The organism is Deinococcus alpinitundrae (genome assembly GCF_009982895.1).
Classification (GTDB): domain Bacteria; phylum Deinococcota; class Deinococci; order Deinococcales; family Deinococcaceae; genus Deinococcus; species Deinococcus alpinitundrae.
Genome location: NZ_WXZL01000001.1, coordinates 162474 through 183227, shown reverse-complemented (window position 1 = coordinate 183227; position 20754 = coordinate 162474). Strand labels below are relative to the sequence as shown.

The 20754-nt window shown below is 66.3% G+C and carries 24 protein-coding genes; 6 read left to right on the top strand and 18 right to left on the bottom strand.

What is annotated here, in order from left to right; translation table 11 throughout:
* Positions 1–16: 16 nt before the first annotated feature.
* From mqnE to GUI70_RS00950, 4 genes are read right to left on the bottom strand one after another with little or no spacing between them, the layout of a single operon-like run.
* On the bottom strand, positions 17–1144 hold the full coding sequence (gene mqnE, locus GUI70_RS00965) for an aminofutalosine synthase MqnE (RefSeq protein WP_161880398.1): 1128 nt from the start codon (positions 1142–1144) through the stop codon (positions 17–19).
* Positions 1145–1202: 58 nt separating this feature from the next.
* Positions 1203–1883 carry an SMI1/KNR4 family protein gene (locus tag GUI70_RS00960; RefSeq protein WP_237724616.1) on the bottom strand — a complete coding sequence of 227 codons (681 nt, stop codon included), beginning with the start codon at positions 1881–1883 and terminating at the stop codon, positions 1203–1205.
* A complete protein-coding gene (locus GUI70_RS00955) occupies positions 1880–2431 on the bottom strand; it encodes a GNAT family N-acetyltransferase (protein WP_161880397.1) in 552 nt (183 codons plus the stop codon). The genes GUI70_RS00960 and GUI70_RS00955 overlap by 4 nt, the downstream gene beginning before the upstream one ends.
* 19 nt (positions 2432–2450) lie before the next feature.
* Positions 2451–2993 (bottom strand): hypothetical protein, encoded by a 543-nt coding sequence (locus tag GUI70_RS00950; protein ID WP_161880396.1) that lies wholly within the window; start codon positions 2991–2993, stop codon positions 2451–2453.
* An 82-nt stretch (positions 2994–3075) separates the two neighbouring features.
* On the opposite strand from GUI70_RS00950, the gene GUI70_RS00945 reads away from it, so the two are divergent.
* From GUI70_RS00945 to GUI70_RS00935, 3 genes are read left to right on the top strand one after another with little or no spacing between them, the layout of a single operon-like run.
* Entirely contained in the window at positions 3076–3837 is a 762-nt protein-coding gene (locus GUI70_RS00945; RefSeq protein WP_161880395.1) for a class I SAM-dependent DNA methyltransferase, read from the top strand.
* Entirely contained in the window at positions 3834–4817 is a 984-nt protein-coding gene (locus GUI70_RS00940) for an NAD(P)H-dependent glycerol-3-phosphate dehydrogenase (RefSeq protein ID WP_161880394.1), read from the top strand. Before GUI70_RS00945 ends, GUI70_RS00940 begins: the two co-directional genes overlap by 4 nt.
* A 34-nt stretch (positions 4818–4851) precedes the next feature.
* Positions 4852–5538, top strand: a complete 687-nt coding sequence (locus GUI70_RS00935; RefSeq protein ID WP_161880393.1) for a hypothetical protein — start codon at positions 4852–4854, stop codon at positions 5536–5538.
* A gap of 34 nt (positions 5539–5572) precedes the next feature.
* Here GUI70_RS00935 and wecB read toward each other — a convergent pair whose 3' ends face one another.
* From wecB to GUI70_RS00915, 4 genes are all read right to left on the bottom strand, one after another.
* A complete protein-coding gene (wecB, locus tag GUI70_RS00930) occupies positions 5573–6706 on the bottom strand; it encodes a non-hydrolyzing UDP-N-acetylglucosamine 2-epimerase (RefSeq protein ID WP_161880392.1) in 1134 nt (377 codons plus the stop codon).
* Positions 6707–6716: 10 nt separating this feature from the next.
* Positions 6717–7859, bottom strand: a complete 1143-nt coding sequence (locus GUI70_RS00925; protein WP_161880391.1) for an MraY family glycosyltransferase — start codon at positions 7857–7859, stop codon at positions 6717–6719.
* Positions 7860–8000: 141 nt separating this feature from the next.
* Positions 8001–8651 carry a uracil phosphoribosyltransferase gene (gene upp / locus GUI70_RS00920; RefSeq protein WP_161880390.1) on the bottom strand — a complete coding sequence of 217 codons (651 nt, stop codon included), beginning with the start codon at positions 8649–8651 and terminating at the stop codon, positions 8001–8003.
* Positions 8652–8856: 205 nt separating this feature from the next.
* Complete coding sequence (locus GUI70_RS00915) at positions 8857–9111, bottom strand: hypothetical protein (protein WP_202630354.1); 255 nt, start codon at positions 9109–9111, stop codon at positions 8857–8859.
* Between the two features lie 43 nt (positions 9112–9154).
* Between GUI70_RS00915 and GUI70_RS00910 the strand changes: the two genes are divergently transcribed.
* Positions 9155–9523, top strand: a complete 369-nt coding sequence (locus GUI70_RS00910) for a hypothetical protein (protein WP_161880389.1) — start codon at positions 9155–9157, stop codon at positions 9521–9523.
* Positions 9524–9580: 57 nt separating this feature from the next.
* Here GUI70_RS00910 and GUI70_RS00905 read toward each other — a convergent pair whose 3' ends face one another.
* Together GUI70_RS00905 and GUI70_RS00900 are read right to left on the bottom strand one after the other, a co-directional pair.
* Positions 9581–10390 carry a phosphotransferase gene (locus GUI70_RS00905; RefSeq protein ID WP_237724615.1) on the bottom strand — a complete coding sequence of 270 codons (810 nt, stop codon included), beginning with the start codon at positions 10388–10390 and terminating at the stop codon, positions 9581–9583.
* A gap of 94 nt (positions 10391–10484) precedes the next feature.
* Positions 10485–11528 carry an HD domain-containing phosphohydrolase gene (locus GUI70_RS00900; RefSeq protein WP_161880387.1) on the bottom strand — a complete coding sequence of 348 codons (1044 nt, stop codon included), beginning with the start codon at positions 11526–11528 and terminating at the stop codon, positions 10485–10487.
* A 159-nt stretch (positions 11529–11687) separates the two neighbouring features.
* On the opposite strand from GUI70_RS00900, the gene GUI70_RS00895 reads away from it, so the two are divergent.
* A complete protein-coding gene (locus tag GUI70_RS00895) occupies positions 11688–12776 on the top strand; it encodes a S1C family serine protease (protein ID WP_161880386.1) in 1089 nt (362 codons plus the stop codon).
* Between the two features lie 61 nt (positions 12777–12837).
* Here the strand turns inward: GUI70_RS00895 and GUI70_RS00890 are convergent, their stop codons facing one another.
* The 7 genes from GUI70_RS00890 to GUI70_RS00860 form a co-directional block, all read right to left on the bottom strand.
* The gene (locus GUI70_RS00890) at positions 12838–13650 is read right to left on the bottom strand and encodes a CAP domain-containing protein (RefSeq protein ID WP_237724614.1); all 813 of its coding nucleotides are present in this window, start codon (positions 13648–13650) and stop codon (positions 12838–12840) included.
* A gap of 165 nt (positions 13651–13815) precedes the next feature.
* On the bottom strand, positions 13816–14232 hold the full coding sequence (gene cdd, locus GUI70_RS00885; RefSeq protein WP_161880385.1) for a cytidine deaminase: 417 nt from the start codon (positions 14230–14232) through the stop codon (positions 13816–13818).
* Complete coding sequence (locus GUI70_RS00880; protein ID WP_161880384.1) at positions 14189–15550, bottom strand: hemolysin family protein; 1362 nt, start codon at positions 15548–15550, stop codon at positions 14189–14191. The genes cdd and GUI70_RS00880 overlap by 44 nt, the downstream gene beginning before the upstream one ends.
* A 226-nt stretch (positions 15551–15776) precedes the next feature.
* Positions 15777–16166 carry a diacylglycerol kinase gene (locus tag GUI70_RS00875; RefSeq protein ID WP_161880383.1) on the bottom strand — a complete coding sequence of 130 codons (390 nt, stop codon included), beginning with the start codon at positions 16164–16166 and terminating at the stop codon, positions 15777–15779.
* A complete protein-coding gene (gene ybeY / locus GUI70_RS00870) occupies positions 16163–16636 on the bottom strand; it encodes an rRNA maturation RNase YbeY (protein ID WP_161880382.1) in 474 nt (157 codons plus the stop codon). Before ybeY ends, GUI70_RS00875 begins: the two co-directional genes overlap by 4 nt.
* 180 nt (positions 16637–16816) lie before the next feature.
* Positions 16817–17362 carry a hypothetical protein gene (locus tag GUI70_RS00865; protein ID WP_161880381.1) on the bottom strand — a complete coding sequence of 182 codons (546 nt, stop codon included), beginning with the start codon at positions 17360–17362 and terminating at the stop codon, positions 16817–16819.
* A 34-nt stretch (positions 17363–17396) separates the two neighbouring features.
* Entirely contained in the window at positions 17397–18035 is a 639-nt protein-coding gene (locus GUI70_RS00860; RefSeq protein WP_161880380.1) for a hypothetical protein, read from the bottom strand.
* Positions 18036–18172: 137 nt separating this feature from the next.
* On the opposite strand from GUI70_RS00860, the gene GUI70_RS00855 reads away from it, so the two are divergent.
* Positions 18173–19303, top strand: coding sequence for an N-acetylmuramoyl-L-alanine amidase family protein (locus GUI70_RS00855; protein WP_237724613.1), 1131 nt, complete (start codon positions 18173–18175; stop codon positions 19301–19303).
* Between the two features lie 67 nt (positions 19304–19370).
* Here GUI70_RS00855 and GUI70_RS00850 read toward each other — a convergent pair whose 3' ends face one another.
* Positions 19371–20606 (bottom strand): aminotransferase-like domain-containing protein, encoded by a 1236-nt coding sequence (locus tag GUI70_RS00850; RefSeq protein WP_161880379.1) that lies wholly within the window; start codon positions 20604–20606, stop codon positions 19371–19373.
* Between the last annotated feature and the right edge of the window lie 148 nt (positions 20607–20754).

Sequence of the window (20754 nt, the reverse complement as noted above, 5' to 3'; positions counted from 1 at the left end):
TTGGTGTGTGGCAGGTTCAATCCGCTGCCTCGACGTGGGCCGGGTAGATTTCCAGCTCGTTGTAGTAGGCGTCACGCAGCACCGGCAGCCTTCCAGCCTGTTGAATCATCCGGATCATCCGCTCCTTGCTCAGGCCTAACGGGCTGGTCGCGCCCGCCGCGTGGGCGATGTGCTCATCCACGATGGTGCCGTCCACGTCTGAGACGCCCCAGTCGAGGCTCACCTGGGTGAGTTCACTGCCGATCATGACCCAGTAGCCCTTGATGTGCGGGAAGTTGTCGAGGTAAATGCGCGACACAGCCAGGTTGCGCAGATCGTCGAGGCCCGTCGTGTAATCGGTCTTGCCCAGGTTTTGCGCCAGGGTGTTGCCCATCGGCTGAAACGCCAGCGGAATGAAGGCGTGGAATCCGCCAGTTTCGTCTTGCAGGTTGCGCAGCCGGTCCATGTGGTCGAGCCGTTCTTCCAGCGTCTCGATGTGGCCGTAGAGCATGGTGGCGTTGGTCCGCATGCCGAGCGAGTGCGCCTCGCGGTGAATCTGAATCCACTTCTCGGCCTTGACCTTGTTCTTGGCGACTTGCTTGCGCACCCGGTCGGCAAAGATCTCCGCACCGCCGCCGGGCATGGCGCTCAGGCCCGCCGCTTGGAGCTCGCGCAGCACCTCCAGGGTGGGTTTCTTGCTGATCTTGGAGAGGTGCTCGATCTCGGCGGCGGTGAAGGCCTTGACCTGCAGCTCGGGGAAGTTGGCCTTGAGCTTGCTGACCATCTCCGGATAAAAGCTCCAGGGGCGGTTGGGGTGGTGGCCGCTGGACATGTGCAGCTCGGTGAGGCCGGGTTCGTACTTGGCGCGCACGTGCTCGACCACCGCGTCGGCGTCGTAGTCCCAGGCCCGCTCCTCGCCCTTGTGGGCGGCGAAGGCGCAGAAGGTGCAGCCGACATAGCAGATGTTGGTGAATTCCAGCCGCATCGAATGGACGAAGTAGGTCTTGTCGCCGTGCTGGCGCTCGCGCACCAGATTGGCCAGGCGCATCAGGGCGTTCACGTCGGGCGTGTCGAACAGCACCATGCCTTCCTCGAAGGTCAGGCGCTGGCCCGCGACCACCTTGGCAACGATGGGCACGAGCGCGGGGTCACGGGTCTTGATCATGAACTCAGTTTACGCCTGCCGGGGCGAGGAAAACGTCCTGATGGCAACAGATCGGCGTTCAACGGGTGAACCGTTCGGGTGCTGCGCCGAAGCCGGGGAACACATCGGCCAGCCCACCGTAGTCTTCCTGGTGATGGCCTGAAGCGTCGTGGAGTTGCACACTCCAGACTTCGTCCGCGAAACCGGACAGACGAACCGCCGTAACCCGTCCCGCTTCCAGCCGCGCCAAGTACTCACGAAAAAAAGTGTCCAGCGAGTCGGCCAGCACAGACTTGTTTTCCTCGTCGCGCCCGAAGGTGATGACTTGCCCCAGCGTTCCGGCGGGGCCGGGGTTCAGGTCCAGGCCCACCGAATTGCCGCTGCCGTCTGTCAGGAAGCCCAGCCAGCCCGTATTGATGTAGCGTTCGGTGATGGCTCCCGGCGGGTGTGAGGCATGGTTCTCCGTCTCGTTCCCGAAGTCCGGTTCCAGTTCTTTCCAGGTCTCCCATTCATGCTGCACGCCCTCCAGCGACTCGAAACCCAGCCCGAACACTCCACCTGCCGACCAATTCTGCCCGTCGTGCCAGCGGTAGAGCGTGCGGAAGGCTGACGGCAGTTGCAGCCCCGTTGCTTCTTCCAGCGCGTCCAGCTCGGCATCGCTGGTGCCGGGGCGCAGGGTGGCGTGAAGAGCGGGGACGTTCTCCGAGTACCAGGCCTCTATTCTTGCCAGGACCTCACCCAGCGGCAGGTTCGTGCTCACCTTCCCGCCTCCAATCTGGCCTTCACCCCCGGCCACTCGTCGTCCGTGATGCTGAACATCACTGTGTCGCGCTCACTTCCGTCGGTCCGGACCATGTGCTTTCGCAGCACGCCCTCGCGCACTGCGCCCAGCGCCGCGATCGCCGTCTGCGAGCGCTCGTTGATCAAGTCGGTCTTGATCTCCACCCGCCGCATGAGCATCACCTCGAAGGCGTGGGCGAGCAGCAGACGCTTGAAGGCGCGGTTGGCGGGGCTGCGCTGATACGCCGGGGCCAGCCAGGTGCTGCCGATTTCCAGCCGCCGGTGCTCGGGGCGCATCTCCATGTAGCGGGTGCTGCCCGCATACTTGCCGCCCACCAGCGACACGAACGGCCTCTGATCGGGCGCGGCCAGAGCGGTGGTGTGGTAGCTGAGCTGAACCGGCGAGGTGCCCATCTGAACGTACTCGCCGGGGTGCTCGGCAGCCAGCGCCATCAACGGGGCAATATCGGCCTCGGTCAGCGGGCGCAGGGCAAAGGGGCCGTCCGAGAGGATCAGGTCGTGGCGCATGGTTGCTTAGAATAGCGGCTTAAAAATCCACCGTCGCCAGCACCTGATCGAATGTTCTGCTCAGGCGCTCGAAGGCATTGCTCGGCACCGTCAGCTGAAAGCTGTAGAAGTTCTTTGCGCCGTTGCCGAACCACACCCGCATGACCAGCGTGTCATTTTTGCTGGTGATGACGTACTGGCGCATCAATCCCGAGACGCCGCCGTAGTTGGCAGGCTTCTCGCCCTTGAACGTCAGCGCCGAGCCGCTCTCCTTGACCGCCTTCTCGAAGCTGCTGAACTCGGTCTTGAGGTCGATCGTTTTGCCATTCTTGGGAATGAACAGCAGCCGGATCAGCGCGGCGGGCGGCTGCGCCTGAGACGCTACGGTGATGCCGCCCAGACCGTCTTTGAGGTTGAGGCCCACCCAGCCTTTGGGCAGGCTGACCGTGAACGGCAACTTGGCGTCGCTGACTTTGACCAGCGGCGCGGCGGCCTGTGCCTGAGTGGTCTGGGCCTGAGCAACCTGGACCAGCGCCGAAGCGCCCAGCACGGCGGCGAGAAGAAGTGGAGGAGTGGCCTTCATGCCGCTCATGCTAGCCCACCCCGACATGAGGAGCACAACCGGGAGCCGGACCGGAGGCCGGGCGCGGTCTATCATCGGCCGTATGGAGCACGCCCCCTTCACCGCCCTCGCCCGCGTTTACGACGCCATCATGGCCGATATCGAATATGACGCCTGGGCCGACTTCATTCTCAGCTACGCCGCCGACGTGGACGTGAAGGTGAGCAGCGCGCTCGATCTGGCCTGCGGCACCGGCAACCTGACCCGGCAGCTCAGCGTCCAGGGCCTGAGCGTCACCGGGCTGGACGGCAGCGCCGAGATGCTGGCGGTGGCCGCCGGGCAGGTGCCGGGCGTGACCTGGGTGCAGGGCGATCTGCGGACCTTCGACCTGGCCCGGACTTTCGACCTGATCACCTGCGTCTTCGACAGTCTCAACAATCTGGTGGCCGAGGGTGATTTGCTGGCGGCCCTGAAGCGCGCTCAGGCCCACCTCGCGCCGGGCGGCCTGCTCGCCTTCGACGTCAATACCCGCCTGGGCGTGCGAGAGCTGTGGGAGGGCGACAGCATCGAGGGGCTGGAAGCCCTGCCGGACGGCTCGGAGGTGCATTATCACTGGTCGCACCGCTACGACGCCGCCGCGAAGCTGGGGGTGGTGCAGGCCTTCTGCCGCTTGCTCGGCGGCGAGCACGACGGCGAGGAGTTCGTGGAGACCCACCATGAGCGCGGCTACGACCCTGCCGAACTGGAGGATGCCCTGCGGGAAGCGGGGTTCGCGAGCTGGGAGATTCTGGAATACCCCGATTATGCGCCGCCTCAAGCTGACAGTCCCCGCGTCTGGGTGTTCGCCCGCCGGGGGCCGAAGTGAGGGCCACGGGACCGAGCGATCCCCGTCTGGCCGTGCTGGGCGCGGGCGGCTGGGGCACGGCGCTGGCCCGCAGTCTGGCCCCGATGCACCCGGGGGTGACCCTCTGGGCACGGCGCGAGGTGCTGGCCGACGAATTGCGGCGCAGCCGCGTCAACGCCGCCTACCTGCCGGGCGTGAAGCTGCCCGCAGCGGTGAACATCACCAGCGACCTGAGCGCTGCCGTTGCCGGGGCCAACTTCGCCTTGCTGGTGGTGCCGAGCGTGGGGATGAGCGAGCTGCTCAGTGCCCTGCCGCCCCGACTCGGCGTGGTGCTGTGTGCCAAGGGGCTGGCTCCCGGCGGGCAGCGCCTCAGTGAGCTGGCCGCCTCGCTGGGCTTCGGGCGGGTGGCGGTGCTGAGCGGTCCCAACCATGCCGAGGAGATCGGACTGGGGCTGCCTGCCGCGACGGTGGTGGCGAGTGCGGATGCCGAATTTGCCCGAACGGTGCAGGCCGAGCTGATGACGCCCCATCTGCGGGTCTACACCAGCGCGGACGTGCCGGGCGTCGAACTCGGCGGCGTGCTCAAGAATGTGGTGGCGGTGGCGGCGGGCCTGGGCGACGGTCTGGAACTGGGCGACAATGCCCGCGCCAGCGTCATCACGCGGGGCCTGCGCGAGATGGCGCGTTACCTCACCACCCAGGGCGCGCAGGAAGACACCGTCTACGGCCTGAGCGGGCTGGGCGATCTGGTCGCCACCGCCACCAGTCGCCACTCGCGCAACCGCGCTGCCGGGGAAGCGTTGGCACGCGGCCTGTCTCCGGAGCAGGACGGCAAGGTGGTAGAGGGACTGCGCACGGCGCGGCTGCTCTCGGCCTGGGCAGAGGCCAATGGCGCGGAATTGCCCATCGTGCAGGCGGTGGCCGCCGTCTCGGAAGGCCGCCTGTCGCCGCAGGAAGCCCTCTCGGTGCTGATGCAGCGGGAAGCCCGGGCTGAGGGATAACGCTGCGTCTGGGCCGCGTGACAGAATAAACGGCATGTCGCGTTCCCCGCTCATGGTTGCTGAAGTGCTGCTCGGCCTCACCCTGACTGCTGTGCCTGCCCAGGCCGCGAAGATTCCCTGCACGGTGGCCGTGACGCTCGACCCGAGGACCTACGATCTGCTGGCGCTCGGCACCCAGGTCAACGAAGCCGCCGCCGATCAGAGCAGTCTCGATTACGCCGGGTGTCAGGCAGCCCGGCTCGGCACTCAACTGGCCAGGTCGCCGCAACTGCGAGAGCGACTTGGGCAACTGCGGACGCTCTACCGGCAACTGAGGGCCGAGGAGGGTGGCCTGGCCTATGTCATGGCGGGCGGCGGCACCCTTCACAGCCACGCTGTGCTGCGCAGCTACCCGGCCCTGGAGCAGACGCTCGCCAGTCTGGGAGCGCTGGCGTCCAGCAGGCTCGGCGCGCAGACAGGACCGCAGTACACTGACAGCCTGGCCTTCTCGCGCACGGCCTTCAATGACCGCCTGACGGCGCTGAAAGCCTGGAAGCCCAAAGACCCGGCCTCGACCAGCTTCTACGATGCCAGGACGTTTCAGGCTGACGTGACTGCCTACGCCCAGACCGGCGCGGCGATCATGCGGCTCCTGGGCAGCACAGGGAACGCCGCCACCGCCGCCGGGTACCTGCCGCTGCAATCGGCCCTCTTTGTGGATGAGTACCTGAACGCATTCTGAGGCCCCAGCCGCGCTCCAGCTTGGGTCGGCCCGCTCACTCGCTCCAGTTCTCAGGCCGCTCGGCCAGCCCGAAGTGCCAGGCCACCGCCTGCGCGATGCGGCCCGCCGCCTGCCCGTCGCCGTAGGGATTGCGTGCTGCCCGCATCCGCGCCAGCGTCCCTGGGCTGCCCAGCAACTCCAGCAAGGTCTGTTTGACCTGTGCGCCGTCGTTTCCGGCCAGCTTCAGCACGCCTGCCGCCAGGCCCTCGGGCCGCTCGGTGACGTTTCTGAGTACCGCCACCGGCACTCCCAGCGCCGCGCCCTCCTCCTGCAAACCGCCCGAATCGGTGGCCAGCAGCACCGAGGCGGCCATCAGGGGGGCCATGTCCTGGTAGTCCAGCGGGTCGGTGAGTTCCACGTTGGAAAGGCCGCCCAGCGCAGGCCGCACCGCTTCCTGCACGGCGGGGTTGAGGTGCACTGGATACACGAAATGCAGCTCCGGGTGGGCGCGGGCCACCTCGGCCAGGGCGCGGGCCAGCTCAGGCATCACCGGCAGGTTCTCGCGGCGGTGCATAGTGATGGTCACGAGCTGTTGCCCGGCGTCGAGTCGGGCCTGCCACCCGGCCCTCAGCGCTGCCCGTCCGGCGATGATCCGCACCGCGTCCACGGCAGTCTGCCCGGTGACGAAGAGGCCCGCCTCGGCTTTGCCCTCGCGCCGCAAGTTGTTGGCGGCCCCGCCTGTCGGTGAGAAATCGAGGGTACTCAGCACCCCAGTCAGGCGGCGGTTGGCTTCCTCGGGAAACGGTTCCTGCATGTTGCTGCTGCGCAGGCCCGCTTCCACGTGGCCCACCGGCACGCCCTCGTAAAACGCGCTCAGGGCCACGCAGAAGGTGGTGGAGGTGTCACCGTGAACCAGCACCATGTCGGCCCCCAGCTCGCGCAGCTTCTTGCCCGCCTGCGGCACGATCTTGCCGGTCAGATCGGCCAGCGTCTGGCGCTCGGTCATCACGTTGAGGTCGGCGTCAGGGGTCAGGCCAAAGGCGGCGAGTGCGCCGTCGAGTTGCTGGCGCTGCTGCCCGGTTGAGAGAATCAGCGGGGTCAGGCCATGTTGGGCCAGTAGGGCCGTATAGACGGGGGCCATCTTGGTAGCTTCCGGGCGCGTTCCGAAGGCGAGCACGATTTTTTTCATGACATGTCCTTCAATTGAGTTCCTTGCGCCCCTGCGTGGCCTCGATCATCTGGGCGCGCATGCGGCGGGCAGCCACGAACCACAGGCAGCCACCAATCAAGAGCGCCGTGAGCAGCACCGTGTCTGCGCCGATGCCCTGGGCAAACATCCCCGCCACGCCGCAGATCAGCGCCACGCCCCACAGCGCCACCGAGGTGCGCCGGGCGTTGCCGGTGCGGGCCAGCACCCGGTGGTGTAGGTGGGTCTTGTCGGGATGTGCCAGCGGATTGCGAATGCCGCGTGCCAGGCGGCCCACGACCACCTGGGTGGTGTCCAGAATCGGCAGGGCCATGATCAAGAGCGGCACCAGCAGACTCGCGCCCGCGCTGATTTTCAAAGTCCCGAGCAAACTGACGGCGGCCAGGGTGTACCCGAACAGGGTCGATCCGGCGTCACCCATGATGATGCGGCTGGGGTTGAAATTGTGGCGCAGGTAGCCGAGAGCTGCGCCTGCCAGGCCCGCCAGCAAGATGACGGCGGCGGCCCGGTCGGTGAACTGCGCCGCCGTAACCAGCAGCACCGCGCTGGCGATAAAGGCCACGCCGCCCACGACCCCATCAACCCCGTCGAGCAGGTTCATGGCGTTGGTCAGGCCGACCACCCATACGATAGTCAAAATGATGCTCAGGACGTTGGCCACCTCGCCGTTGATGCTCGGCAGAAAGGGAATGGCGTTGAAATCGATTCTGAGGCCGTTGACCAGCAGCAACACCGCCGAAAGCACCTGCACGCCCAGCCGGAACACCGGAGTCAGGCCGAATTGATCGTCAATGAAGCCCACCAGCACCAGCAGCGTCGCGCCCAGCAAGATCGCCAGCACCTGAATGTTGACCTGCTCGATGACGATGGGCCGCAGGGCCCAGCCCACCACCACGCTGATGACGAAGCCCGCGAAGATCGCCAACCCGCCCGCGTTGGGCACCGGCACGGTGTTGAGGCGGCGCTCGTTGGGCACGTCGGCCCAGCCTACCTTGAGCGCGAAGTCGCGCACCGGCGGAATGAAGCGCCAGGTGATGATGGCCGCCGTGACAAAGGTGAGTAGCACGGCCAGAAAGCCGCGCCCGAAAAGATCGGCGACGCCGAGGTGCTGAGCGAAGGTGCGAAGTTGGTCCATAAGCTAGCGGTCAGTCTACGCGGGACGGAGGCGTGGGGAGAGCGGGAGGGGGTGCGCGCTGAAGGTGTGGTAGAGAAGCTGCGAGTGCCACCCCTCGGGACGTTTGCACACTTTGACTTCCCAGTCCCCAGTGCCCACACCCTACTTCGTGCCGTAAATCCGGTCACCCGCGTCGCCCAGGCCCGGCACGATGTAACCGTGGTCGTTGAGGCCCACATCGATAGTGGCGGTCACGATCTCCACGTCCGGGTGGGCGGCCTGCACCACCGCGATACCCTCCGGCACGCTCAGAATGGTCATCAGCTTGATGCTTTGCGCGCCCGCGTCCTTCAGGGTCTGGATGGCGGCCACCGCTGAGCCGCCGGTCGCCAGCATCGGATCGGTGACGAACACCCGGCGCTCGGCGATGTCCTGCGGCAACTTGGAATAGTAGGCCACCGGCTTGAGTGTCTCGGGGTCGCGGTAGAGACCAATGTGGCCGACCTTGGCTGCCGGAACCAGTCGCACCATCGCGTCGGCCATGATCAGCCCGGCGCGCAAAATGGCCACCAGCGCCAACTTCTTGCCGCTGAGCATCGGGAATTCGGTGGTTTGCAGCGGCGTGGTGAGGGTTTCGGGCGTCGTTTCCAGGTCGCGCATGGCCTCGTAGGCCAGCAGCAAGCTGATTTCTCCGGCGAGTTCCCGAAACTCCTTGACACCAGTCTGCACGTCGCGCATCAGCGACAACTTGTGCAGAATCAGGGGATGGTCGGCCACCGTGACTTTGGCGGGGCTGGACTTGGGTGTGGTCATGGCGTTCAGGGTAGCGTAGCAGACGGGGCGACCTGCAGCTGGTCAGTGTGCTTTGGGCTTTGATCATGAGCTTCGGAGTGGTCAAGGCCAGTGTGCTTTGCCGCCGGCTCACCCAACAAGGACAAAGATTGGGTAACTTGAACTTCATGCGATACTTCTACCTCTCTGTTGCGCTGGTGGCTGCCCTGACATCTTGCAGCTCAGGTCATGTTCCGGCAGTACGCACGGGGGGAGCAGGGTCGCCCGCTCCCGCTGGGAGTGCCGCGCCCGTGACGCCTCCGCCGGTCACGCCCGTGCCGCCTGCGCCCGTGACGCCTCCGCCGGTCACGCCTCCACCGGTCACGCCCGTGCCGCCTGCGCCCGTGACGCCTCCGCCGGTCACGCCCGTGCCGCCTGCGCCCGTGACGCCTCCGCCGGTCACGCCCGTGCCGCCTGCGCCCGTGACGCCTCCGCCGGTCACGCCTGTGCCGCCTGCGCCTGTAGAACCAGCACCAGTTAAACCCGTGCCCACGCCGGGACCCACGCCGGAGCCCGCTCCTGCTCAGCTCTCGATGGTTGGCGTCTGGAAGGGAAGCTTTTACAGCTCGCGCGCGCGCGCCAACGCCAGTCCATTCACCCTGACCATCAGTGGGCAAGATGGTGGGGGCAACTTCAATGGGAAAGTCGCGAATGCGGCGCTAGGACCGTTCACCCTGAGCGTCAGCGGTAAGATCAATGGCAATCAGGTCACGCTGAGTTACCAGACCGCCATGGGGGTCTGCAACGGCACCTTCACGGAGGAAAACGGCCACACCCGCTACCAGGCCGATTGTCTGACGCGGGACGGCAACGGCCCGGAGAGCAGCAACTTCCTCGATATGACCCGCCAGTAACTGACGGAGTTCAGCAAACCGGTTCCGGACAGCACAACTTCTGGAACCGGTTTGCTGCTATTCCGGCAGATGCGCCAGGGCATGCCGTGCCCGCTGCATCTTCACGGCCCGCTGCGCCTCGAACTCGTATGGCTCGTTCATCAGAAACCAGTAGAGGTCATGCAGGTAGCTGTGGGCCAGATACGCCCGGAAACGGACGCGCGAACTCTCGTCGGGCGGCACGATTTCCAGAGCGGCTTCCACGCTCGCCAGGCGCGGCAGCAGGTCCAGGGTGCCGGTCTTGAGCAGGGCTAGGTCGCGCATCGGATCATCCCAGGCGGCCTTGGTCCAGTCGATGACCAGCACCTCGCCGCTCACGTCATTGATCAGGATGTTGTCTTGCCACAAGTCCAGGTGACAGAACGCGGCGGCCACATCGAGCGCTCCGCGCGCGAGTGGCTCCTCGATGGCGGCGAACACGTCGTCGAGCGGATAGGGGGCCAGGGCGCTGCGAAAGCGCTTGAGCCGTTCGCGCAGCCGGGACAAGTCCACCTGCCCCCGGCGCTCTCCGTGCAGCGCCGCCAGAATCCGGCGCAACTGCGGCAGGGCGCGCTGCACATCTCGTTCGAGCAGCGGGTGGCCCTCGAAACGGCGCATCACCAGCGCCTCCACGCCGTCGGCCTCATGAACGTCCAGCACCCACTCGCCCATGTCGGCACGGCGCATGTTGGCGGCCTCGGTGCGGTGCTCGCCCTGCTGGTTGCGGTACACCTTGACCACCCGTTCGCGCGAGGCGTCGGTGTAGACCCGGCTCTGCATCCCCGAATCGAGGGGCGTCAGCGGACCGTAGAGACGCTCCAGCGTCGGGAAGAGGATGGTCCGCTGCACGGCGCACATGATAGCGGGCGCGGCGCGCGTTGAAGTGGGCCAGGTTCGCTTGTCAGGAGAGTCCGCGGCTCAGGCCGCCAGACCGCGTCCGAAGTTACTGGACGCTGCGCTCTAGCAACCCGACCAGCCGTGCGTCGAGCGCCTTGCCTGCCTGGCCGCGCAGCACGTCGAGGTCGCCGGTCCGCACGTAGGCGTTGGCGACGGCCAGAATCCGGGCGTAGAGCGGAATGTCCTCGCCGACCAGTTTGTCGGGGGTGCCCTGGCCGTCCCAGCGCTCGTGGTGGTGGCGCACTGCCAGCTGGGCCTGCCCCAGACTGCTCACCCCGTGCAGCACGTTGGCGCTGACCTGGGCGTGATCCTCCTCGCCGAGAAGCTTGCCCACGTCGTGCAGGGTGGCGGCGAACCACACCTCGTCGAGTTCGCGCTCGACTAGGCCCAGGCTGCGGCCCAGCCGCACTGCCACGTCGGCCACCGATTGGGCGTGGCCCACCGAATCGAAATCCAGGCTCTCGGTCATCTCGGCCACCGCCGAGGCGATGGTGCGGGCGGTGGCGCGGGCCTCTTCGCGGGCGTCCATCAGGCCCAGCAGCGGTCCCACCACCCCAGCGAGCTTCTGGGCGCTGTCTTGCTGCTCCTGGCTAAATCCCCCCTTGAGGCGGTCGAGCACCAGCGCACCGAGGCTGCGGCCCTTGTCGGCAATCGGCAGCACCAGCGAGGCACTGACCTGGTTCATGCCCGCCTCGTCGAATTGTGGGTGTAGCATCTCGTCGTTCATGGCGTAGAGTTCGCCGGTGCCGCTGTTGATCAGGCGTGGGCGGGCTGCCGTCCAGGGACCGGCCAGGCTCAGGCCCACCAGTCGGCGCGGGTAGAGCAGCACCGCCACCACCCGGTCCTGGCCCCGGCGCAGCACGGCGTAGCCTTTCACATCGCCGCCCACCCGCTCGGCCAGTTGCGAGAGGGCATTTTCCAGCAGACCTTCCGGGCCGGGCCGCGACAGCAGCTCTGCGAGCAGTTTGCCGGTATCGGGTTCCTGGTAAACGCTGGGCGCCCCGGCCACCGCCTGGGGCGCGAGTTCCACTGCTGCCGCTGGGGCAGTGGCTGGTGGGGCCGGGGTCTGGGGACGCGGGCGTCTGAACATGCCCCCAGTATAGAAAGAGCCTCGTGCAAACTCCTGACAGTGGGTGTACCCCCGTTTCCGTTCCCTGTTCTGGCGCCGGACCGGGGCGCACCGTGCGACGCGGCACGCTTGGGTCACCCGCTGCGGCGCTAGAGTTGACCGAGCGATGAAAGTCCAGCCATGAAAATCTCTCCCTGGCCCGCCACCCTGCTGCTGATCGCCGGAGCAGCGTATTTCCTGCCGCAGCAGACGCCAGGCGCACTGGGGCGCTTCGCCGCGCCGCCCGAGGCCCAGACCCAGGTTGCACCGCTGGCCGATCCACTGCCGCAGGCCACCCGCGCCCTGTTCGGGCAATCGCGCCCGGCCACCGTGCAGATTGATCAGCTCAGCCCCTCGCGCAGCGGCGGCTTGGAGGGTGGCCTCGGCACCGGCTTTCTGATTTCCGGCGACGGCGAGGTGATGACCGCCTACCATGTGGTCGACGGCGCGCAGCTCATCCGGGTCAAAACCCTCAGCGGGCAGGTCTACCGCGCCCGTGTCACGGCCTTCGACAACGCTGCCGACGTGGCGCTGCTCAAGATCGACGTCCGCCGCCCGCTGCCGTTTCTCAAACTGGCCGCCAGTTCGCCGCGCATCGGTGAGGGCGTGCTGGCCATCGGCAACAGCGGCGGCGACTTTCTCCAGGCCCGCATCGGCAGACTGCTGAGGCTGGGCGCGCGCGCCGGTCAGGCCGACTTTCCCCAGAACACCCTGGAAATGAGCGCGCCGCTGGCTCCCGGCGACAGTGGCGGCCCGATCCTGAATGCCCAGGGTGAGGTCATGGGCGTGGTCAGCTACGTGCGGGTCAACGACGAGGGCAAGACCATCACTTCCTACGCCGTACCGGTGACCCGCACCGGGCCACTGGTGCAGGCCCTCGAAGCGGGCCAGAAGCGCGACGTTCCGGCCGTGGGGCTGGTGTTCGACGGCCAGCACGATGGAGCGACCTCGCCCTCCGGCGGTGTGGTCTCGGCGGTGGTGCCAGGCGGCCCGGCGGCGGCAGCAGGCGTGCGCGGGGCCGCCTACGACGCCAAGAATCAGCTCACCGCTCTGGGCGACACCATCACTGCCGTGGACGGCATTCGCACCCGCAGCAGCAACGACGTGATCTTTGAGCTGCGCCGCCGACAGGTCGGTGAGCGGGTCAAGCTGACCCTCAGCAACGGCGGTAAGAGCCGGGAAGTCGATCTGGGGCTGGTGGCCAAGGGCAGCATCAACTACAACCAGTGAGGCGCTCCGCGAATCCGGGGAGCGCCCCACCGTTCAAGTCGAGCAGGTCAGTTCGCTCTGCTCAGCGCGGCTTACCGAAATCCTGCACCCAGTACGCGCCGTAGCTGCCGCCCGCCGCGTAGCCCAGGCCCATCTGAGTAAAGCGCGCGCTCATCAGGTTGGTGCAGTGGCCCGGCGAACTGAGCCATCCGGCCACCACCGCTTCGGGCGTGGGCTGCCCAGCGGCGATGTTCTCGCCCACCGAACTCCACAAGTATCCGGCGGCGCTGATGCGCTGATCGAAAGTGCGCCCGTCCTGGCTGGTGTGGCTGAAATAATTCAGGTTGGCCATGTCGCTGGCGTGGGCCTGCGAGGCCGCCGTGAGCTGCGAACTCAGGCTCAGGGCAGGCACGGCGGGTGCGCTGACACTACCGCAGGTGCGCGCGGTGGCGCGTGCGGCGTTGGTGAGGGCCAGCACCCGTTGGGCGTAGGCGCTGCTGGTCGACGTTGGGGCCGGAGTGTTGGCTGCCGTTACCGTTACCGGGAAATCGATGAAGGCCGACGGCGACCCGGTGAGTGCGGCCCGCACGGTGGCGCTGCCCGCACTGATCGCCCTGGCAGTGCCGCCCTGGGTCACGCTGACGACGCCCGCGTTGCTGGTCGTCCAGGTGAGCTGACCAGGGGTGGCCGGTTGGCTCCCCACGTACACGCTGAAGGTCTTGCTCTGGCCTACGATCAGGGTGCTGCTGGCGGCCAGTCCCAGCGAGCCGACTCTGGTCGGGCCGCCAGTCAGACTCGGCATGCTGGCGTGCGGGGTGGGCAGGGTGCTGCAGGCGGCCAAGCTGAAGGCCAGCGTGAGCAGCGCAGCGCAGCGTTGAAAGGTGGGGTTCGACATGCCTCTATTTGAGCAAGCCTTCATGTGGAGATGAGTGTTTGAACAGCACCCAATCCTCACTTTTCAGAGAGTGCGTTCCAAACGGAGAAAAACGGCTCTTTGTGAATTAATTCCCCACATGAATCTCTCATATAATCTTTATCTAATTTCTGGCTTTCAGCCCTTTTAGAGCTGAAAGGCGTGCGGCAGAAAGTCAGCCACCGCGTGGCTGAGCACCTGACCCTGAGCATTCACGCAAAACACCTGGGCGGCGGGGCTGAACTCGAACAGGACCTGGCGGCAGGCTCCGCAGGGCGTGGCGGGCGTGGGGGCGTCGGCGTAGACCACCAGTTCGGTAAACCCGCGCTCGCCTGCGCTCGCCATCGCCTGAATGGCCGACTGCTCGGCACAGCGGCCCAGGCCGTAGCTGGCGTTCTCGACATTGGCCCCAGCGAACACCTGGCCGTCAGTGCAGCGCAGCGCCGCGCCCACCTTAAAGTGGCTGTAGGGCGCGTAGGCCCGCTCAAAGGCGGCTTTCGCGGCGGCCAGCAGTTCAGGATCAGGGTGCGGATTTGTGGACGGCTTCTTTATGGACTGGGTCATGATTCTCCTCGGACAGCTCGCTTGTGGCACGGCTCACTCGCACCTTCGAAACGCGGCGCTCGTCGGCTTCCTCGACGGCAAACAGCCAGCCCTGATGAACGAATTCGGCCCCCACCTCGGGAATGTCGCCGAAGTGGTTGGTAATGAAGCCAGCCAGTGTCTCGAACTCGCCTTCCTCGTCTTCCAGGGCGTCGCCCAGGTAGGTTTCGGCCTGGTCCACCGTCAGAGAAGCGTCCATCAGGTAGACATTTTCGGCGAGCTGCTGCACCAGCGGTTCTTCTTCCTCGTCGGTCTCATCGTAGATCTCGCCCACGATCTCTTCCAGGGCGTCTTCCAGCGTGACCAGGCCCGAGGTGCCGCCGAACTCGTCCACCACAATCGCCAGGTGAGACTTGCGCTGGCGCATCTTGGTGAGGAGATCCTTGATGCTCATGCTCTCGGGCACATAGAAGGTGGGGCGCATCAGTTCGGCCACCGTCATCTGGTCGAGGTCTTCGAGGTGCTGGAGCACGTCATTGGTGTGCGCGACCCCCACGATGTTGTCGGGATTGTCCTGATAGACCGGCACCCGCGAGTAGCCGTGCTCGGTGTTGAGTTCGAGCAAGCGCCGGATGGGGGCCGCGCCGTCGGCGACGATCATCTCGCCGCGCGGGGTCAGCACGCTGCGCACCACCGTGTCCGAGAGATCGAAGACGTTGTAGACCAGATCGCGCTCGTCGTCTTCGAGCACGCCTTCCTGCGAGCTGGCCGAGACGATCATGCGGATTTCCTCTTCCGAGTAGCTGGTGTGGTGCCCGGCTACCGGGTGAAAGCCGAAGGTCCGCAGCACCACCCGCCCGAAGGCGTTGAGCACGAAAATCACCGGCCTGAAGACGGTGGTGAAGGCCACCAGCGGCGGTGCGAACAGCATCGCTACCCGTTCGCTGCGCTGCAAGGCTGCTGACTTGGGAAACAGTTCGCCGAAGACGATGTGCAGGGTGGTCGAGATGATGAAGGCCAGCCCGAACGAGAACGGTGTGAGCCACCGCTCCGGCACGCCCAGCCCCGTGAACAGCGGGTGCGACAGGTGCTCGATGGCCGGTTCGGCGATAAAGCCGATGAGGAGGCTCATCATGCTGACGCCGAGCTGCACCGCTGCGATGTACTGGTCGAGGTGGGTGAGCACCTGCTGCACCGTGCGCGCCGCCGCCGAGCCGTCCTCGGCCAGCTGGTCGATACGGGTGCGCCGCACACTGACCAGCGCGTATTCGACGGCCACAAAAAACCCGTTGAGCAGCACCAGCAGCACCAGGGCACCGACTCCAATCCAATCATTCATCTGTGCGGCGCTCCCAGCGCCTCAGCCGACACGGGCACAAAGACTCCGGGCGTATCAGCTGTTGTTTGCGTTCTGAACCGTTCCTTTCTGTTCGCCAGGCGGCCACTTAAGGCGACCACGACGGGAAAGTTCGTCCATCTGAGACGGAGTATAGCACGTGCTTAGAGTGCCTATCAGACATGCGCTGACAAGAAGCGTCGCGGCCACTCAGCCCACCGTGCCTGGATCAGGGCAGCCAGATTAAGGTAATCAGCGGCGGCAGCAGCACCGCTGCGCCCACCAGCACGCTTCCGATACTGGCGACCAGGACCGCGCCCGCCGCCGCGTCCTTGGCGGCTTCGGCCAGCGGGTGTGGCCCGGGGCTGATCAGGTCGGTGAGCGCCTCAGCGGCCGTGTTGACGAGTTCGAGACTCAGCACCAGTGCGCAGCACAGCAGCACCGGGGCAGGGGAGACACGCAGCGCCAGACACAGTCCGCTGGCCAGCATTCCCAGCCACACCTCGATTCTGAAATTCGGCTGGGTCTGCCAGGTGCGGCGTATTCCCGCCCAGGCAAAACCCGCTGAGCGCCACCAGCGCCGCCAGCTCAGTGCCGAGGCGGAAGGTGCGGGCTTCACAGGGTCAGGTCGGCCTCCAGCACCGTCTGCGCCGCTTGCCAGGCGTCGTGAAACACCTGCCACTCGGCTCCCTGGGCACCCTCCTCGAAGCCCAGCCCCTCGGCGTGCGGATGATCATAACCGACCAGATGGGTCAGGCCGTGACTCGCCAGCAGCGCCACCTCACGGCTCAAGCTGTGGCCGCGTGCGTCGGCCTGGCGCTGGGCGGTGTCGAGGCTGATGATGATGTCGCCCAGGTGCGGCGGCACGAACGGATCACCCGGCTCCCAGGTCGGGAAACTCAGCACGTCGGTGGCGGCGTCTTCGCCCCAGTGCTCCAGTTTCAGTGCCCGGATGGCCCGGTCCGAGACCAGCACCACCGTCACTTCCTTCTCCGCCATTCCGAAATGGTGCAGGGTGGCCATCAGCCCCGCCCGCAGGACTGGCCGCAGGCCCGCAGGCGGCTTCTTCCGAATCACCAGGTCAATCACGGCATTCAGTTTAGGGCACGGGGGTAGTTGTCCGAATGAACAAGCGAGCCGCGAGCACGCTCAGTCGTCCGTCCTCCCAACTTCGTACGCTCATTCACTCTCTCGGTTCCTGGGCACAACGGCACGCTCAGGTCTGCCCGCTCGGTCAAACAAGAAGCGCTTTTTTGACCGCTGCTCTCCTCAGGGAATCCGGGGCGGGCGCAGCGTCATCCGGCTTTTGAGCTGGGTAGGGGTCTTGTTGCTGAACAGCACTCGCACCTTGAACGGCTGGGCGGCCTCGCTGCCAGTCATGGCCTTGCCGTTCAGGGTGAAGGTAAAACTGCTGGTGCCGGGTTGGGTGCTGTTCCACAGCAGTTTCCAGGTATTGAGCGCGGGCTTCAGCGCACCGCCCGGCACCGGCGAGAGAGCGAAGGGGCCGACGAAACGGGTGGTGGCGCTGCCTGAGGCGGTGGTCAGCGTATCGCTGTACTTAGCTGCCGAGACGCTGAGCTTGAAGGTTACCTGTTTGAGTCCGGCAGGCAGCTCGGTCAGGGCCAGCGCCGAGTTGCCCCGCGAGACGACCAGGGTTTTGGCCCCAGCGGGCACGGCGAGACGGTAGCGGCCTTGCCGGGTGGCAGCTGGCTGGGCTAGGGTGCCGCCCGTCAATACGGCCGCCAGCAGCAAGGGCAGTGCGCTGGTGGGTTTCCCTAATCTGGGCGCACCAGGTCTGGAGAGGAGAACGTGCATGCCCGCAGCTTAGCCGGATATCCTGACAGGCCGCTCACCGCAGGTAGGGCGTGAACGGAGCCAAGGCGTTCTGGCTGGCCTCGGTCTGGGCCTGGCCCGTCACCAGATTGAGCAGGATGCTCTCGCCACTGATCGCCTGGCCGAGCGTGTTGACCTTGGCCGCGCCGCGCAGCAGGATGGCCGACTTGGTGGGCAGCGCCACCATCTGCGCGGCAGTGGCTGCCGGGGTGCTGGTGCTGACCGTGCCCACCGCCGTCACCGCGCCGCTGCGGGTACTCACGTAGATGGTCTGGGCGCTGAGGTTCTTGACCCGGTTATCGGAATAGTTCAGCGCGCCGGTGGCCGTGACCAGCCCGGCTTTCTGGTTGTAAGTGATTTGCTGGGCGTGCAGGGTGCCGCCCTGGCGGGTGGTCACCACGGCACTGGTGGCACTCAGGCTCTCGCCGGTCTTAATACTGATGAACCCGGCCACCACCTTGATTCCAGCGCTGTTGTCACGCACCGTGCCGCCCTGAGGTAGATCGGTGGTGCCGGTGGCGAGGTTGAGGTTCTGGCCGCCGCGCGGCGTGATTTGCAGCCCGAAGGCTGAGGTGCCCGAATTGCTCTGGGCCAAACTGGGCGCGGTGAGGGCGGGAATCAGGGAGAGGGCCGACACGAGAAGGGCGCGTTTCATGCCCGTTACCTTAAAGCCTGCGGCTGACGGGGGATTGATCTGCTTGCCCCGGTTCAGTTCAGCACGCCGGGGCAAGCAGCGCTTGAGGCCGTGCGGAGCGCGGGTTTCAGGTTCACCTTTCATGAGAAGGCGCTAAAGTGGCCCTTCTTGTGAAGCGCTTGCTGGTGATTCTCCTTTTGCTCTGCAGCGGCCCGCTGCTCTCACTGGCCGCTGCGGCGGCTCCCCGAATCGGCAGCCACTCGGGCTACACCCGTCTGGTCTTCGATCTGCCTGCCCTCACCACCGCCCAGGGCCAGCTCAGCGGACAGAGCTACACGGTTCAACTCGGCCGCGCGCTGCCCAGCGAATCTGGCAAGCTGAACGTGCCTGGTCTGAACCGCTACCAGATCAGCGGCCGCCGCCTGACCTTGACGCTCAGCGGCCCGGTCCCTGGCGCAGCCAGGCCCAGGGTGCAGGTGCTGCCCGCCAGCGGTACGCAACCGGCCCGGCTGGTGGTGGACGTACCGCTGGGGGTGGCCAAGACGCCCGCCGCCAAGAAAGTGTCGGTGCCTGCCGCGCCCCTCAGCCGCCCCGCCAAAGGCAACTCACCCGTGACGGTGGTGATCGATCCGGGGCACGGCGGTGTGTTTCCGGGGATGTCCAGCCGCTGGATCACCGAGAAGGCCGTGACCCTGGACGTGGCCCTGCGGGTACGGGCCAAGTTGCAAGCGCGCGGCATCCGGGTGATCATGACCCGCACCGGCGACACCCAGATCAGCGCCGATCTGACCCAGGACCTCGACGCCCGCTCCCGGCTGGCCAACAACGGTCAGGTGGGGGCGTTTATCAGTATTCACGTCAACTCGGGGCCAGACAGCGCCCAGGGCATCGAAACCTACTACTTCGGCGCGCCGCTCTCGGGCACCAGCCGCAGCACAGCGGTCTTCGAGAACGGCGGCGGCAGCCTCGGCCAGGAGCTGACCAAGCGGGCCAGCACCACCGCCCAGAACCTGCTGGGCGACCTGGTGGCGCAGGCCAAGCTGGCCTTCTCGCGCGACCTGGCCGCCAGGGTGCAGCAGAGCCTGATCAAGGCCACCAGCGCCACCAACCGAGGGGTCCGGTCCGACGCCTTCTACGTCATCAAGAACCCCACCACCCCGGCCATTCTCACCGAGATCGGCTTCGGCAGCAGTCCCACCGAAGGCCCGCTGCTGGCCTTGCCCGCCTACCGTGACCGGATTGCCGGAGCGATTGCCGACGCGATTGCCGGGTATCTGCACACGCCGTAAAGAGCAGAGAGGCGAGCAGGCCGGGAGCACTTTTCAGCCCCCGGCCCGGCTTGCTCAACCCCCGGCTTTAGCTCAGCGCTTCGGCAAACGTCTCGCCCAGCGCCTTGATGCCGCGCTCGATCTGCTCGGGCGTGGCGTTGGAGTAACTCAGCCGCATGGTGTTCTCGCCGCCGCCCAGCGCGTAAAAGGGGCTGCCCGGCACGTAGGCGACCTTGCGCGCCACCGCTTTGCTCAGCAGTTCCACCGTATTGATGCCCTCGGGCAGCGTGACCCACAAGAACATTCCGCCTTGCGGCACGGTGTGCTGTGCGCCCTTCGGGAAGTGTTGGCTGATCTGGCCGAGCATCTGACGGGCGCGCTCGCCGTAGGCTTTCTTGACGATCTCGATCTGGCGCGGCAGGGTGTCTTCGAGCAGTTCGGCGATCATCATCTGGTTGAGGGTGGGCGTGTGCAGATCTGCGCCCTGCTTGGCCTGAATCAGCTTCTGGATGATCGGCATGGCGGCCTGCACCCAGGCGTCACGCAGCCCCGGAGCCAGGGTCTTGGAAAAGCTCGACGAGTAGATCACGTTGACCTGTTCGGGGTCGCCGCCTGCACGCTCCAGCGCGATCTGGTAGAGGCTCGGCAACTCGCTGCCGGTAAAGCGTAACTTGCCGTAGGGATCGTCCTCGATGACCATCACGCCGTATCGGTCGGTCAGTTCGACCAGACGCTGGCGGCGCTCCAGGCTGAGGGTGCGCCCGGTGGGGTTCTGGAAGTTCGGCACGGCGTAGAGCAGCTTGGCCGGGGTACTTTGCAGCAGCGTCTCCAGCGCGTCCACGTCGATGCCCTGCTCGTCGGTGGGCACCTGCACGTAGCGCGGCAGGTACGGCTGGAAGCTCTGCAAGGCCCCCAGGTAGGTGGGACTTTCGACCAGCACCACGTCGCCTTCCGAGATCAGCACCTTGCCGAGCAGGTCGAGGCCCTGCTGGCTGCCGGTCATGATCTGCACGTTCTGGGGCGGAATGTTCATCTGCGCGCCGATCCACTCGCGCAGCGGCAGGTGGCCCTCGGTGGTGGAGTACTGCAGCGCGGCGGGGCCGTACTTTTCCATCACGGTGGCAAAGGCCTGCTTCATGGCGTCGAGCGGAAAGAGTTCCGGGGCCGGAAGGCCGCCCGCAAACGAGATGATGTCCGGCTCCTGGGTGATCTTCAGGATCTCGCGGATGGCACTGGCGGTCATGATCTGAGCGCGGCTGCTCAGGCGCGAATTCCAGTAGGCGGCGTTCCAACTCGTCGTGGCCGGTCGCTCGGTGGTCGTCATGCTGCATGCTACTCCCCGGCCCCCTGAGAAGGCCAAAGAAAACTGGGCTGCGCTGCCCGCGCTTCATCCGACTATTTCGGAATGTGGCTGGGATGCGCAGCGGTGCGGGGCCACCTATGTCACTTGCCGGGCCACCGCGCCGCGCTTG